This is a genomic window from uncultured Alistipes sp., assembly GCF_902388705.1.
GTDB lineage: Bacteria > Bacteroidota > Bacteroidia > Bacteroidales > Rikenellaceae > Alistipes.
In genome coordinates, this window is the sequence record NZ_CABMQJ010000046.1 from 1 (window position 1) to 14,912 (window position 14,912).

Genomic DNA, 14,912 nt, shown 5'->3' on the forward strand with positions numbered 1-14,912 from the left:
CAGGAACAATGTTAGCCGCTGTCGGTTGTAAGGATTACGACGACGACATCGACAATCTGCAAAAACAGATCGATGAAACGAACGCCTCCGTATCGGAGCTCAAAGCTCTGATTGAATCGGGTTCGGTCATCAAATCCGTAACCAAAACAGACAAAGGCCTCTCGTTTACGTTGAGCAACAACCAGACCTACGAGGTTACCAATGGCACCAACGGCGCTCCTGCGGATGTGTGGACCATCGGAAGCGACGGCTACTGGTACAAAAACGACGTAAAACAGAGCTACAAGGCTGTCGGTGTTGACGGAGCAAAAGGCGACAAAGGTGACGCAGGTACTCCCGGCACTCCCGGTGCGGCTGGTGCTGACGGAAAATACTATGTTCCCGGTGCCAACGGATTCTTCGAGATCTGGCAGGACAACAAAAAGGTAGGGGACACGGAGATTTCGTGGAAAGCCGCAGGCTCGGGCCTCACTGCAGTCCTGAGCGGCAATGTGTTGACCCTTAGTGGCGTGACTGGTTCGGAAGGCGACGTTACCATTTTCCAGGGTGCACAGCTGGGTTCGGTTGCATTCGTTCCCGATATGATCAGCGGGGATCTGCCCTATGCGACCACGACCCAGGAATTCTGCTACGTGGCTTCTTATCTGGACGAGGCAAAGGCTAATTCAGACAAGACCTTCAAACCCCAGGATTTGAACAAATCCAACGAAGTGGATCTGGTTTACCGCCTGAACCCGACCGACGCATTTGTCGGCGAAGAGGGTGAATATGCTATCGCCGCATTTATCAACCGCGTGGTCAAGACCCGCGCCGCAGGTGACAAGACCACGCTGCTGAATGTCGTTTCATCCGATTTCACCGAGAAGGGAGTCGTCAAGATGGTAGCCACGGTCAACGCTTCGACGCTCAGCAACGAGCCCGAATACGACATCGCCGCGCTGCAGGTATGGGCCGGCCAGAACCCCGTAACCTCGGATTACATCCATGTGACGGCTTCGGAAGTAGAGCCTGTTCTGGTAGACTCCACGAAAGTAACGAAAGGCGAAGTGCCCACTGCTGCTGAGAAATTCTATCCCCGTACCAAGGTCATTGCCAAGGCTGCGGACGAAACGGATACTTTCGTCAAAGAATTCGTTGCTCTCGATGCCGATGCAAACTTCGAGTTCAAGTATACCGGCGAGATCGACCTGAAAGAGAAAGTCGGACTCTTCGAAGAAACGGCAAAAGACTACGTGTTCAACCTCGGTATCAAGGGTATGAGCTACAAATTCAGCCTCCCCGAGAAGTACCTGGCCGACGATACGGAAAAGACCAACCAGCAGTGGTTCGTCGAGATGACCGACGGCGTCGTTAAAGTAAACGCCAAGAACCTGGCAACAGGTTTGACCCCGGCTATCGGCCGTACGCCCGTCGTACGTGTAGACGCTTACCTGCCCGATAACAACGGCACGGACCGGATGGTCGCTTCGGCATACATCAAACTGTCGATTTCGAGAGACGACCCGACCGTGGATCCGAAGGATGAGCACAACGTAACGATCGACAAGGAGAAGACCGTTCTGTATCGTGATCTGGCTTCTGCCTACACGTCGGTCAGCAAGATGACGTGGGAAAAAGTCAACACCGACATCTACGGTGTGGAAGGTCTGACCGCCGAGGATTTCTGGGACAACTACGAGGCTGGATACGATGTCAAAGTAACGGCCATCAAGTTGCAGGAAACGACTGCCACGGAAGTTTTGAGCGCAACCGGTGCAGGTGACAGCGAGGTCGTTGCCGAAGGCGAGGGTATCAAGGTTGCCGTCAACCTGAACAAAGAGAACACGACGACCGCAGGTATCTATGTAAGCGTAAACAACCTGGCCAAGACGCAGCACACCTACAAGGATGCAACGAAGGGTGCCGAGTATACGCTGACGATCACGATCAAGTCGAAAGACAATATGAAGCACGGCGACTTCATCCTGACGCAGAAGTTCTACGTCAAGGAGGATCACAAGCCGTTCGTCTTCAACCCGCTCTACCACTTCCTGCCCGCTAATGTCAAAGCTCTCTACAACAACTTCAAAGAGACGACTCAGGATGATATCATCCTCGTGAAGGGTCAGTTGAACAAGGATACCAACACGTGGGAAATGTCGTCCGCAGTCATCGAGCACTTCGGCAAGCGGAACGACAAGGACATCTTCGCCTACTACAACGACACGCAGGCAGATCCCGAGAACGTTACGGGTGTCAGCTTCCTGTGGACGAAATCGCCCATAGTAGGTGTTACTCCTACCGATGCCCAGACGGATCCCTTCGAGGTAGCCCTCGACGGAGCCATGACCACGGAGTTCCTCTCGAAGGACATGACCTACACCACGAGCCTGGTGAACGGTGAGAAATGCCCGTTCACGTACAGCATCGTATTCGTCAATCCGTTCGTGAAGGGCAATGCCGCCGGTGTCGAACTCTACGGCAACGCTCCCGGTGAGGAAACCGTCGCAACCGACGTTCAGGTTCTCGTGAACGACCGTGAAGGCGATCCCATTTACAAATACTTGGAGACGGCACTCGCCCTGACGGAGAAGGCGACGGAAACGTACAAAGTCGGAGAACCGACCGTAGTCTACGCATTCGACACGACCGAAGCCGACTACAAGGAGCTGATCGGGAACATCACCGCAGATTCGAAGTTCGAAGTTGCTTCTGATACCGGCGTGGTAACGTGGCTGAACCAGGGCGCTACCCTCAAGAGAACCTATAACGTGACGGTTATCGCCACCGTTACCTTCACGGATCTCTCCGAGGTTACATGCCGCATCCCGGTTGCAATCACGGCAACGAAATAACATTCCCCTGTAACCCGGTACCGCTTCGGCGGTACCGGAATTACAAAGAAAGCTACTTTCTCCGCGGAATCCGGCGCCGTCCTTCGGGGCGGTGCCGGGAACCCCGGAAACCGTCTCAAAAGCAGGGGCTGACAATCCCAAAGTTTTTGGTTAACAACAACTCCCACTTTCAATAGAAAACCCCTGCTTGCGGCAGACTGACGAGGCGCGGTCTGCCGCTTTTTTTGTGTCCGTATGGTTCTTATTAATTATATGTATAGGCACAGGGCCGGAAGGGAAATTTGATTTTGAGCCGGGGTTGTATTATATTTGCATCGTACATATAATAATATCCGGAACAATGAAACGATATATAGCGACCTTCCTGTTCCTCGCCGCCTGCGCCGCCGCACAGGCCCGCGAGGTATTTCCCCTGAACGAGGGGTGGCGTTTCTTCTTCAAATCGGAGAACAGCAGCGACAATGCCCGGCATGTGACACTGCCCCACACGTGGAACACCGACACCCAGGCCACGGGCCCGTTCCTCGAAACCACGGCCAACTACCAGAACGACATGTACATACCGGCTGACTGGGCTTCGAAGCGGCTGTTCGTGAAATTCTACGGCGTGCAGAGCGCCGCCGACCTTTTCGTCAACGGCTATTACGTAGGCGGACACCGCGGCGGCGCCACGGCCTTCACGTTCGAAATCACCGACAAGGTGCGCTTCGGCTCGGACAACGCGCTGCTGGTGGTCGTAAGCAACAACTGCCGCGACGACATGCTGCCCACCTCGACCGACATGAACCTCTACGGGGGCATCTACCGCGAAGCAGAGCTGATTATCACGGAGAAAACCGCCGTTTCGCCGCTCTACCTCGGTTCGGAGGGCGTACTGGTGCGCCAGAACTCGGTCGGCAGCGACCGGGTCGAGGGCGAAGCCGAAATACACCTGATTTCGGCGGGCGAGAACAACTGCGTCCTGACGCTCGACATCACCGCACCCGACGGACAGCGCGTTTTCACCCGGCGGCAAAAGATACGCCTCGACGGCAAACCCGTCGTGATGCCTTTCACGATCGACCATCCGCAATTGTGGAGCCCGGCCTCCCCGGCGCTTTACCGGGTCACGGCGAGCATCGGCGACGACCGTGTCACCGACAGCGTGACGGTGCGCACGGGTTTCCGCAGCATCCATGCGACCACCGCCGACGGCTTTACGATCAACGGCGAACGGCTTCCGGTACACGGCGTGACGGTCTACCACGACAACGCCATCTCGGGCGGCGCGTTCATCGCACAGGACTACGACTCCGACCTGCGGCAGATACACGACCTCGGGGCCAACGCCCTGCGCTCGGCCGTGATGCCCCACGCACAATACTTCTACGACCGCTGCGACGAGCAGGGCCTGCTGGTCTGGGTGGACATGCCGCTGCACCGCACGTCGTTCCTCGGCGACGTGGCCTACTATGCCACGCCGCAGTTCGAGCAGAACGGCCTGCAGCAGTTGCAGGAAATCATCGCCCAGAACTACAACCACCCCTCGGTGGTGATGTGGGGCATCTTCTCGCGGCTTTGGACACGCGGCGACGACGTGACGCCCTACGTGCGCAAACTCAACGACACGGCGCATGCGCTCGACCCCTCGCGCCCCACGGTGGCATGCAGCGACCAGAACGGCGACATTAACTTCATCACCGACCTGATCGTATGGCGGCAGGACGTGGGCTGGAAAAAGGGCTCGACCGACGACGTGGCCGTCTGGCGCGACCAACTGCAGAAAAACTGGTCGCACCTCCGCTCGGGCGTATGCTACGGGGGCAGCGGATTCATCGGCCACAAGAGCTACACGGCGCAGGCGGCGCCCCGCTCGAACTGGATGCCCGAGGAGCGCCAGACGCGCTTCCACGAGGAGTACGCCAAAAACCTCCAGAACGACTCGCTCTTCTGGGGCACCTGGGTCAACAACATGTTCGACTACGGCTCGGCGCGCCGCCCCTACGGAATCAACGGCGAGGGGCTCGTGACGCTCGACCGCCGCGAATGCAAAGATGCATACTATCTATACAGGGCGCTGTGGAACCGCGAAAAGCCGACGCTGCACATCGTCGACAAACGGCGCAGGCTGCGCGAACGCGAGCGGCAGGCGTTTCAGGTCTACTCGTCGGCCGGTGTCCCGACGCTGCTCGTGGGCGGCGACACGCTCGCCATGACCGAATACGCCGCATGCCAGTACCGTTCCGACTCGGTGGACGTACTGGGGACAGTGCAAGTCGCCGTTGCGGCCGGGGAACTGCGTGACAGCGTGACAATCAGGGTAGGCAACGTGCTAAAACCGAAGCGGCTTCCGGCCCCTCGGCGAACAGCAGGTCAGCAACCGACAAATTAGGCTGGAAAGGCATCCGGTCGGAAAAGACCTGGACATAGGGCTCGGCGACAAACGCCGGGCCCTCTTTTTTATGCTTGGGCCGCAGGTCGATGTCCCCCGCGGCGGCTTCGACATAGGTTGCGGAGAACTCCGGCACGGGGACGCGCATCAGCGCACAGATCCGGTGGAGCAACTCGGTATTGTAGTCGGCCAGGAACCCGTACTCGCGGCGATAGAAGGGTTCGAAAAACCCGGCATAGAAATCGAAGTAGGGAGAGCCCTTGTAGGAGGCGACCAGCGCGCCCCAGTGCTGGTGCTGCCAGCGTTTCGAATAGTCGATGCGCACGTCGCGCACCGGCTGGCGGGGACGGTTGGCGTTGCGCACATGCACGGTCAGCTCCATCACCCCGTCCGTGGCGAGGATGCGGGCGCGGTTGCGCTCCGAACGTTTCACGAAATGCTCGCCCAAATCGACGACGCACCCTCCGCGCACCAGGTGCGCGAAGTACTCGACCGAGGGGAGGTATGCGAGCGGCAGAATCGTCATGGCTCCACCCAGTCGCCGTTGGCACGTATCAGGCCGACGAGGCGGTCGAGGGCCTCCTCCTGCGGAATGTTGCGCTCGACGACCGTACGCCCCTTGTAGAGCGTGATACGGCCGGGAGCGGCGCCCACGTAGCCGTAGTCGGCGTCGGCCATCTCGCCGGGGCCGTTGACGATGCAGCCCATGACGCCGATGCGCAGGTTCTTGAGGTGTGAGGTGCGCGCCTTGATGTCGGCGAGGGTCTTTTCGATGTCGTAGAGCGTGCGGCCGCAGCTCGGGCAGGCGATGTATTCGGTCTGTGAAAAGCGCACGCGCGCCGCCTGCAGAATCATCAGCTCGACGTCGCGAATCTGCTCCTGCGTAAAACCCGGTGCCTCGAGCCAGATGCCGTCGGCCAGCCCGTCGAGCAGCAGCACGCCCAAATCGGCGGCGGCTTTGACGGCCAGCGTTTCGAGCGAAGCCTCCTCGTAGCGGCGTTTCACCATGACCGGCTCGGGCGTGTCGAGGTTCAGGATTGCGGCCCGCAGCTCGGCGGTCGGATTGCCCGATACGGCTTCGATTACGCGGAATCCGTCGTGCGGCTCGCTGTGCACGAGGGGCACCTGCACGTCCGTGCGGCGGCGGTATTCGGTCGGCGAGTAGCGCTCGGGATGCCGCACCGGGAACTCGCCCGGACGGTCGGCAAAATGCTTCACGAGCAGCTCGGCCACGGGAATCTCGTTCTCCGGGGCCTCGGTGAGCGACACACGTATCGTGTCGCCGATGCCGTCGGCCAGCAGGGCGCCGATTCCCACGGCGCTCTTGATGCGGCCCTCGATGCCGTTTCCGGCCTCGGTGACCCCCAGGTGTATCGGATAGTGCATGTCCTCGGCGTCCATCGCCTCGACGAGCAGCCGGTAGGCGGCGACCATGACGCGCGTATTGCTCGACTTCATCGACACCACCACCTGATCGAAATCCTGCGCCCGGCAGGCCCGCAGGAACTCCATGGCCGAAACGACCATGCCCTGCGGCGTGTCGCCCCACGCATCGAAAACGCGCTTGGCGAGCGAGCCGTGGTTGACACCGATACGCAGCGCCACGCCCCGTTCGCGGCACCGGGCGATCAGCGCCTCGAATTCCCCGTGTTCCGTGCGGTAATTCCCCGGATTGATACGCACCTTGTCGACGTACTGCGCAGCGACGGCGGCGACTTCGGGCAGGAAGTGGATGTCGGCCACGATGGCTGTCGAAAACCCGTCTTCACGCACCCGGCGGACGATGTTCGCCAGGTTTTCGCCCTCGCGGCGGCCCTGCGCCGTCAGGCGCACGATTTTCCCGCCGGCGCAATCGATACGCTCGATCTGGGCTGCGCTGGCTTCGGTGTCGTTGGTGTCGGTGTTTATCATCGACTGCACGGCGACCGGGTGTCCGCCGCCGATGGTCACCCGCCCGATACGGACTTCGCAACTCGGACGGCGCATGTATTTCGAAAGATTCATCCTGTTCAAGATTACACGGCAAAGATAACGATAATCCGCGATTTTGCGAACTCCCGGTAATTGATTATCTTGCCGGTACAAATCCCAAAACTCCGCTGCCATGAAAAAGCGCATCAGAAAACGCCTGTCGCTGTTGGCGCTCGCGCTGCTCGGTTTCGCCACCGCATGCGACAAAAAGCCGGTAGACATGTACGGCACGCCGCGCGCCGATTTCCGCGCCCGGGGCAAAGTAAGTGACAACGAGGGGCGTCCGATCCGGGGAATCCAGGTTCGGAGCGAAGCGTACGAGGGCAGGGAAATCCTCACCTCGGAGGACGGCAGCTACGACATTTCGGGCAGCATGTTCCCGAACCGGATGCGGCTTACCTTTACCGACATCGACGGGCCGGACAACGGCGGTGAATTCCTCGAACGGGCCGTCGACGTGAAGTTCACGCAGGACGACCGGACGGGCAAGGGCGACGGCAGCTGGTACAGCGGCAGTTTCGCCCGCGAAGGCATCGACGTCACGCTGGAAGAGAAAAAATAGGCGCCGCCGCGGCCCGCTCGCCCCCCGGCACACGACGAATCGCCTCCCCGGTGGCGGGTATTCCCCGTTTTTTCGTATATTTGTCGTGTGGACTACCTGCAGAGCGACATAAAATACGTAAGCGGCGTCGGCGAAGCCCGCGCCCGGCTCCTGGACAAGGAGCTGGGCATCCGCACGCTGGGCGACATGCTGCGCCACTATCCGTTCCGCTATATCGACCGCACGCGCATCTACCGCATCGGCGAAATCACCGACGACGCCCCGACGCTCCTGCAGTTCCGCGCCCGCGTCACGGGCGTAGCCTATGCCGGAGCGGGACGCAAGCGCCGTTTCACGGCCTACGTTTCCGACGCCACGGGGTCCGCCGAACTGGTCTGGTTCCAGGGCATCAAGTGGATTGAAAAGCGGGTCGAAGTGGGACGCGAATACCTGATTTTCGGCCGTCCGTCGTTCTACCGCGGCGAGTTGTCGATGGCCCATCCCGAACTGGAAACCATGGAGCAGGCCCTTTCGCGCAAGGCCGAAAGCGGCATGCAGGGTATTTATCCCTCGACCGAGAAACTCTCGAACGTGCTCGGCGCCAAAGGCATGTACCAGCTTATCTGCAACACGTGGGCGCTGGCCAAAGAGCACATCGCGGAGTACATGCCCGACGACATCCGCACCCGCTACGGACTCATATCGCTGCGCGAGGCCTACTACAACATCCATTTCCCGCAGTCGCCCGAACTGCTGCGGCAGGCGCAGTACCGGCTCAAATTCGACGAACTGCTGGGCATCCAGCTCAACGTCCAGTCGCGCCGCACGGAGCGCCTCTCGAAGAACAACGGCTTCCTCTTCATGAAGGTCGGGGGCGTGTTCAACACGTTCTACAACGAAAAACTCCCGTTCCCGCTCACCGGAGCGCAGAAACGGGTTATCAAGGAGATACGGCAGGACACGGTGACGGGCTACCAGATGAACCGCCTGCTGCAGGGCGACGTGGGCAGCGGCAAGACCCTCGTGGCGCTCATGTCGATGCTGCTGGCCGTGGACAACGGCTTCCAGGCCTGCATGATGGCCCCGACCGAAATCCTCGCCCGCCAGCACTTCGCCACCGTCACGCGCATGCTCGAGGGCATGGAGGTGAAAGTGGCCGTCCTTACCGGCGCTTCGAAAGCCAAAGAGCGCCGGCTGGCATTGGAAGGAATCGCCTCGGGCGAGATCGACATTCTGATCGGCACGCACGCGCTGATCGAAGACCGCGTGCAGTTCGCCAACCTCGGATTCGTGGTAATCGACGAACAGCACCGCTTCGGCGTGGAGCAGCGCGCCCGGCTCTGGACCAAAAACGCGCAGCCGCCGCACATCCTCGTGATGACCGCCACGCCGATTCCCCGTACGCTGGCGATGACCCTGTACGGCGACCTCGACGTTTCGGTCATCGACGAACTCCCCCCGGGCCGCCGTCCGATCAAGACCGTACACTACACCGACGCGGCGCGCCTGCGCCTGTTCGGGTTCATGCGGCAGGAAATCGCCAAAGGGCGGCAGGTCTACGTGGTCTACCCGCTCATCAAGGAGTCCGAGGCGATGGACTACAAAGACCTCACGGACGGCTATGCCGCCATCTCGCGGGACTTCCCGCTGCCGGACTACGTCACGGCCATCTGCCACGGCAAGATGAAACCCGCTGACAAGGAGGAGTCGATGCGCCAGTTCAAGTCGGGCGAGGCCGACATCCTGGTCGCCACGTCGGTCATCGAGGTGGGCGTCGACGTGCCGAACGCCACGGTGATGGTCATCGAGTCGGCCGAGCGCTTCGGGCTCTCGCAGCTGCACCAGCTGCGCGGGCGCGTGGGACGCGGCGGCGAACAGTCGTACTGCATCCTGATGTCGGGCGAGAAACTCTCCAAAGAGTCGCGGGCGCGGCTCGCGGCCATGTGCGAAACCAACGACGGGTTCCGCCTGGCGGAACTCGACCTCAAACTGCGCGGCGCGGGCGACATCAACGGCACGCTGCAAAGCGGCATGGCATTTGATTTGAAAATAGCCAATCCCACGCTCGACGTCCAGATACTCACCGTCTCCCGCGAGGCGGCCGCCGGTATCCTGGCCGCCGACCGCGACCTCTCCCTGCCGGGACACCGCGGCCTGCGGGAGTTGCGGCGGCGTTACTCGGGACAGGAAGAAATTGATTTTTCCATGATTTCGTAATAATTCATATCCATCGAACGTTTATCTTTAAAATCCACCGCATGAAACGACTGTCATTCACGATATTACTCCTTTTCGCAATCCTGCCTGCCGCCGCCCAGCTCTACCACCCCGGCGAGCAGCTTTTCTACCGCGTGAGCTACAAGGCCAAGATGTTCCCCAACACCGAAGTGGGGGCCGTGGAGGTCAAGACCTCCGAGGTGCAGCTCGACGACCGGAAGTTCTACAAGGTCGAGGGCATCGGCCGCACGCTGCCCACCTACCGCTGGTTCTTCAACCTCGAGGACATTTACACGGTGTGGATCAACCCCGAAACGCTGCGCCCCGCACGTTTCGAAAGCGACCTGAAGGAGGGCGACTATACGTTCCAGAGCTACTACACCTACGACTGGGACAACGACCAAATACACACCCGCTGGCGCCGCCGCCAGAAACCCTTCGAGCAGAAAACCATGGCCCTGACCCCCGAGAGCATGGACGCCATCGCGCTCTTTTTCACCATGCGCTCGTCCGACGCCGACAGCTTCAAACCCGGCGTGCCGGCTACGCTCCAGATGGTACTGCAGGACACGATCCGCCACCTGAACTACCGCTTCATCACCCGCGAAACGAAGAAAATCCGCAACATGGGCAAATTCAAGACCCTGCGGTTCGAATGCCAGCTGGGCACCTCGGAGGGATTCTCGTTCACCGACGGCACGGTGTTCACGATCTGGATATCGGACGACGAGAACAAAATCCCGCTTTACATCGAATCGCCCGTCCGCGTGGGCAGCATCAACGCCTATATTTCGGGCTACAAAGGGCTTAAATACCCGGTAACGAGCCTTGTAAAATAAAATTTGTTATCTTTGCGGAAGATAAACTATACCCGGCAAACCCCAACTTAAATCGACTTTGTAAAATTTCAGCTTTTTATGGAAGAAAACAAGCAAGGATACGACCCCTCGGAATTCGAGGACGACGATTACATGACCCCGCAGGCGGCTCCCGAGAAATCCATCCGCGGCTACCGCATCGTTATCATCATCCTGTCCGTGATACTGGTGGCTCTTTCGGTGCTTTACTTCAGCATCCACCGCCAGCAGATGCTCGACAACCAACTGCTGCAGGCCGACCGCGACTCGATTCAGAACGACCTGGGCCGCCTGATGACCGACTACGACAACCTGCAGGTCACCAACGACAGCATCTCGGCGGGCCTCAACGTGGAGCGCGACCGCGCCGACTCGCTGATGGCACGCCTCAAGAAAGAGCGTTCGTGGAACCTCGCCAAAATCAAGCAGTACGAGAAGGAGGTGGGCACGCTGCGCACGATTATGAAAGGCTACATCCGGCAAATCGACTCGCTCAACACGCTCAACAAGAAGCTCATCAACGAGAACGTAACCTACCGCAAGGAGATATCGTCCGCCAAGCTGCGGGCCGAGATGGCCGAGGAGAAGGCCGCCGAACTGGACAACAAAGTACGCGTCGGGGCCGTGATACGCGCCCGCGACATCCGCCTTTCGGCCCTCAACGCCAACAGCAAACCCGTATCGCGGATAAAGAACGCCGCACGCCTGCGCGTGGACTTCGTGCTGACGGCCAACGAACTGGCGACGCCCGGCGAAAAGACGGTTTACATGCGCATCACCTCGCCCGACGGCTATGTGCTGACGACCGAAGCCATGCCGACGTTCGACTTCGAGGGCGAACGCCTGAGTTACTCGGCCATGCGTGAAGTCGACTACCAGAACCAGGATCTCGACGTGGGCATCTATTACAACAGCACCGGATTTGCCGCAGGCACCTACACCGTGCAGCTCTTCTGCGACGGACGCCTGATCGGCACTTCGCAAATCGCCATGCGGTAACGCCGCCGGCAAAGGTGCGCCGCAATGCGGCCAAGACACGGAAAAGCCCCGGTTCGATGGAACCGGGGCTTTTCAGGTTTTCGGACGCTCCCGACCGGACGAGGTGCCCGGCCCGGCGTACACCGGGCGCGGCAAAACGGCCCGGCAGCGACCGGCGGAAACTATTTGTTCTCCTGCTGCCAGATCAGGGCCGAGGCGCCGAGAATGGCGGCGTTCTTGCCCTGGATACCGCTCGGAAGCAGTTTCACCTTATTCTTGAATACGAAGAGCATGTTCTCCTCCATGTACCACTGCGTAGGTTCGAAAATCAGCTTGCCCGCCTTGGCCAGACCGCCGAAAAGGAAAATCGCCTCGGGCGAAGTAACGGTCACCACGTCGGCCAGTGCACGGCCCAGCATCTCGCCCGTATAACGGAACGCTTCGAGTGCGACGGCATCGCCCTGCTCGGCAGCAGCGGAGATCATCGAGGCATCGAAGTCGCTGAACGCGATGTCGCGCAGCTTGCTCGGCGCCGACATCGTAGCCATCAGCTCGAACGCCGTACGCTTGATACCCGTGGCCGAAACATAGGTTTCCAGACAGCCTTTGCGGCCGCAGCCGCACTCGCGGCCGTTGCGCTCGACGATGATGTGGCCGAATTCGCCCGCAAAACCGTCGTGTCCGTAAATCATCTCGCCGTTCGAAACGAAACCCGAGCCCAGGCCCGTGCCGAGCGTAATCATGATGAAGTCGCGCATGCCCTTGGCGTTGCCGTAAATCATCTCGCCGATCGTCGCGGCGTTGGCGTCGTTGGTCACCAGCACGTTCACCCCGCCGAAACATTTCGAAATGTCGTCCGCCAGCGGAAAAATGCGGCGGCTCTCGTCGGGATTGGGGTCGTTGTCGCGGAATTTCCACAGGTTGGCAGGGTTCTCGACCGTACCCTTGTGGTAGTTGGCATTGGGGGCGCCGATGCCGATACCCGTCAGCTCGTACTCGAACGAAAGGCTGTCGGCCAGGGCGTGCATCGCCTGGCACAAATCTTCGATATAGGCCGGATAATCGTCTACATGGGGATATTTCCTGGTCGAGATGACCGATTCGGCATACAGGTCGCCGTTTTCGTCGACAAGGCCGAACGCGGTGTTGATGCCGCCGATGTCCACGCCGATAGCGAGTTTTTTCATATCGTGTTCTGGTTAAAGGTTAGAATTTATCTGGTCAAAGTTAATCCAAAATTCGGCTACTCCAAACTTTTTTCCTACTTTTGGGACATATTCCGATTCAAAAGCACTGTCAGACTATGCAAACGAACGAGCAACTGCTCTCCGCCATCGAAAATTTCCTGGCCCAGGCCGAGTTCCCGGCCGAGCCAGAACGCCTCTACGCCCCGATCGGCTATTCGCTCGCAGGAGGAGGCAAACGCCTGCGCCCGATGCTGCTGATGCTTGCCAACGGCATCTTTACCGACAAGATACAACACGCCCTGCCGGCCGCCGCGGCCGTCGAGGTGTTCCACAACTTCACGCTGCTGCACGACGACATCATGGACAACGCCGCCGTGCGCCGCGGCAAACCCTCGGTCTACGCCAAATGGGGACAGAGCGTGGCAATCCTTTCGGGCGACGCCATGCTGATTTTCGCCTACCGCCTGCTGAACGAGGTTCCCGCCCCGCTGCTGCCGCAAATCCTGTCGACGTTCAACACCATGGCGCTCGAGGTGTGCGAGGGACAGCAGTACGACATGGATTTCGAACAGAAGCCGAAAGTTTCGGTCGTGGAGTACATGCACATGATCGAACTCAAAACCTCGGTGCTGCTGGCCGGGGCGGTCACCATCGGCGCCCTGCTGGGCGGCGCTCCGGACGAGGACGTGCGCAAACTGCGGCGCTTCGCCGTCGAACTGGGGCTGGCGTTCCAGCTGCAGGACGACCTGCTGGACAGCTACGGCGACGAACGGCTGGGCAAGGCCATCGGCGGCGACATCCTCGAGGGGAAACAGACCTACCTGATGATTACGGCCATGAGCCGCGCCGACGACGCCACGCGCGAAGTGCTCCGCACGACGCACCGCTCGCAGCTGCCCGACGCCGAGAAAATCGCCACCATAAAAGCCGTCTACGACCGCCTCGACGTGCCGCGCCTCACCGAACAGCAGATTTCACTGCGCTTCGAGCGGGCGCTGGGCATCCTCGACACCCTCTCGGTGGAGCGGGCTAACACGCAGCGCATGCGCGAATACGCCCTGGGACTGATGGGACGAAAGAACTGACATGGAACGCTCCGATATTGAAATCATGGCCCCCGTGGGCTCGTACGAATCGCTGGCGGCGGCCATCCGGGCCGGGGCCGACTCGGTATACTTCGGCGTCGGGAAACTCAACATGCGCTCGGCGTCGGCGGCGAACTTCACGCTCGACGATTTGGCGAAAATCGTCGCCACGGCACACGCCGCGGGCGTAAAGACCTACCTGACGGTCAACACCATCGTCTACGAAGACGAAATGCAGGCCGTGCACGAGGTAATCGACCGCGCCAAGGCCGAGGGCGTTGACGCCATCATCGCCACCGACTTCGCGGCGATTCTCTACGCCCGCCGCATCGGCGTCGAGGTGCATATCTCGACCCAGAGCAACATATCGAACTCCGAGGCCGTGAAATTCTTTTCGCAGTGGGCCGACACGGTGGTGCTGGCCCGCGAGCTGACGCTCGAACAGGTGGCGCAGATTCACCGCGAGATTATCGAAAACGACATCCGCGGGCCGCGCGGCGAACTGGTCGAAATCGAAATGTTCGCCCACGGAGCGCTCTGCATGGCGATTTCCGGCAAATGCTACCTCTCGCTCTACGAAACCAACTGCTCGGCCAACCGCGGCGCCTGCCGCCAGTTGTGCCGCCGCAAATACACCGTCACGGACAAGGAAACCGGTGCGGCGCTCGACGTCGACGGCCGCTACGTGCTCTCGCCCAAAGACCTCTGCACGATCGACTTCCTCGACAAATTCATCGGGGCGGGCGTCCGGGTGCTGAAAATCGAGGGGCGCGCACGCGGCGCGGAGTATGTCCGGCGCGTGGTCGAATGTTACGACGAGGCCCTGCGGGCCATCGGGGCGGGCACCTACCCCCCGGCGCTGGCCGCCGGG

At 60.2% G+C, this 14,912-nt stretch carries 11 protein-coding genes; 8 read left to right on the plus strand and 3 right to left on the minus strand.

The genetic code is table 11. The features are described from left to right. Nucleotides 1-2,834 (plus strand): PL29 family lyase N-terminal domain-containing protein (locus QZT71_RS09815; protein WP_295915606.1); only part of this gene is annotated, 2,834 nt, incomplete at its 5' end. A gap of 340 nt (nt 2,835-3,174) precedes the next feature. Then, nucleotides 3,175-5,205: a glycoside hydrolase family 2 protein gene (locus QZT71_RS09820; RefSeq protein ID WP_295915608.1), complete on the plus strand. Its 2,031-nt coding sequence runs from the start codon at nt 3,175-3,177 to the stop codon at nt 5,203-5,205. Here QZT71_RS09820 and QZT71_RS09825 read toward each other — a convergent pair. Both QZT71_RS09825 and ispG read right to left on the minus strand, forming a co-directional pair. After that, a complete protein-coding gene (locus QZT71_RS09825) occupies nt 5,129-5,731 on the minus strand; it encodes a WbqC family protein (RefSeq protein ID WP_295915610.1) in 603 nt (200 codons plus the stop codon). The two genes, QZT71_RS09820 and QZT71_RS09825, sit on opposite strands and share 77 nt — an antisense overlap. Then, nucleotides 5,728-7,209, minus strand: coding sequence for a (E)-4-hydroxy-3-methylbut-2-enyl-diphosphate synthase (gene ispG, locus QZT71_RS09830; RefSeq protein WP_295915611.1), 1,482 nt, complete (start codon nt 7,207-7,209; stop codon nt 5,728-5,730). The genes QZT71_RS09825 and ispG overlap by 4 nt, the downstream gene beginning before the upstream one ends. A 100-nt stretch (nt 7,210-7,309) precedes the next feature. Between ispG and QZT71_RS09835 the strand changes: the two genes are divergently transcribed. From QZT71_RS09835 to QZT71_RS09850, 4 genes are all read left to right on the plus strand, one after another. Next, entirely contained in the window at nt 7,310-7,738 is a 429-nt protein-coding gene (locus tag QZT71_RS09835; RefSeq protein WP_295915613.1) for a radical SAM-associated putative lipoprotein, read from the plus strand. 87 nt (nt 7,739-7,825) lie between these two features. Next, a complete protein-coding gene (gene recG / locus QZT71_RS09840) occupies nt 7,826-9,934 on the plus strand; it encodes an ATP-dependent DNA helicase RecG (protein WP_295915615.1) in 2,109 nt (702 codons plus the stop codon). A gap of 41 nt (nt 9,935-9,975) precedes the next feature. After that, nucleotides 9,976-10,773 carry a DUF3108 domain-containing protein gene (locus QZT71_RS09845; protein ID WP_295915617.1) on the plus strand — a complete coding sequence of 266 codons (798 nt, stop codon included), beginning with the start codon at nt 9,976-9,978 and terminating at the stop codon, nt 10,771-10,773. A 78-nt stretch (nt 10,774-10,851) separates the two neighbouring features. Further along, nucleotides 10,852-11,790 carry a hypothetical protein gene (locus QZT71_RS09850; protein ID WP_295915619.1) on the plus strand — a complete coding sequence of 313 codons (939 nt, stop codon included), beginning with the start codon at nt 10,852-10,854 and terminating at the stop codon, nt 11,788-11,790. Between the two features lie 161 nt (nt 11,791-11,951). On the opposite strand, the gene QZT71_RS09855 is transcribed toward QZT71_RS09850, so the two are convergent. After that, nucleotides 11,952-12,956: an ROK family protein gene (locus QZT71_RS09855; protein WP_295915620.1), complete on the minus strand. Its 1,005-nt coding sequence runs from the start codon at nt 12,954-12,956 to the stop codon at nt 11,952-11,954. Between the two features lie 116 nt (nt 12,957-13,072). On the opposite strand from QZT71_RS09855, the gene QZT71_RS09860 reads away from it, so the two are divergent. Continuing rightward, a complete protein-coding gene (locus QZT71_RS09860) occupies nt 13,073-14,041 on the plus strand; it encodes a polyprenyl synthetase family protein (RefSeq protein WP_295915622.1) in 969 nt (322 codons plus the stop codon). Between the two features lies 1 nt (nt 14,042). After that, a partial coding sequence (locus QZT71_RS09865; protein ID WP_295915623.1) for a peptidase U32 family protein occupies nt 14,043-14,912 on the plus strand: 870 nt, incomplete at its 3' end.

Bases quoted from the DNA above. Each gene is read 5' to 3' on its own strand.
- QZT71_RS09845 (WP_295915617.1), top strand. From the start codon at position 9,976: ATGAAACGACTGTCATTCACGATATTACTCCTTTTCGCAATCCTGCCT.
- QZT71_RS09860 (WP_295915622.1), top strand. From the start codon at position 13,073: ATGCAAACGAACGAGCAACTGCTCTCCGCCATCGAAAATTTCCTGGCC.
- QZT71_RS09850 (WP_295915619.1), top strand. From the start codon at position 10,852: ATGGAAGAAAACAAGCAAGGATACGACCCCTCGGAATTCGAGGACGAC.
- QZT71_RS09855 (WP_295915620.1), bottom strand. From the start codon at position 12,956: ATGAAAAAACTCGCTATCGGCGTGGACATCGGCGGCATCAACACCGCG.
- QZT71_RS09835 (WP_295915613.1), top strand. From the start codon at position 7,310: ATGAAAAAGCGCATCAGAAAACGCCTGTCGCTGTTGGCGCTCGCGCTG.
- QZT71_RS09820 (WP_295915608.1), top strand. From the start codon at position 3,175: ATGAAACGATATATAGCGACCTTCCTGTTCCTCGCCGCCTGCGCCGCC.
- QZT71_RS09825 (WP_295915610.1), bottom strand. From the start codon at position 5,731: ATGACGATTCTGCCGCTCGCATACCTCCCCTCGGTCGAGTACTTCGCG.
- ispG (WP_295915611.1), bottom strand. From the start codon at position 7,209: ATGAATCTTTCGAAATACATGCGCCGTCCGAGTTGCGAAGTCCGTATC.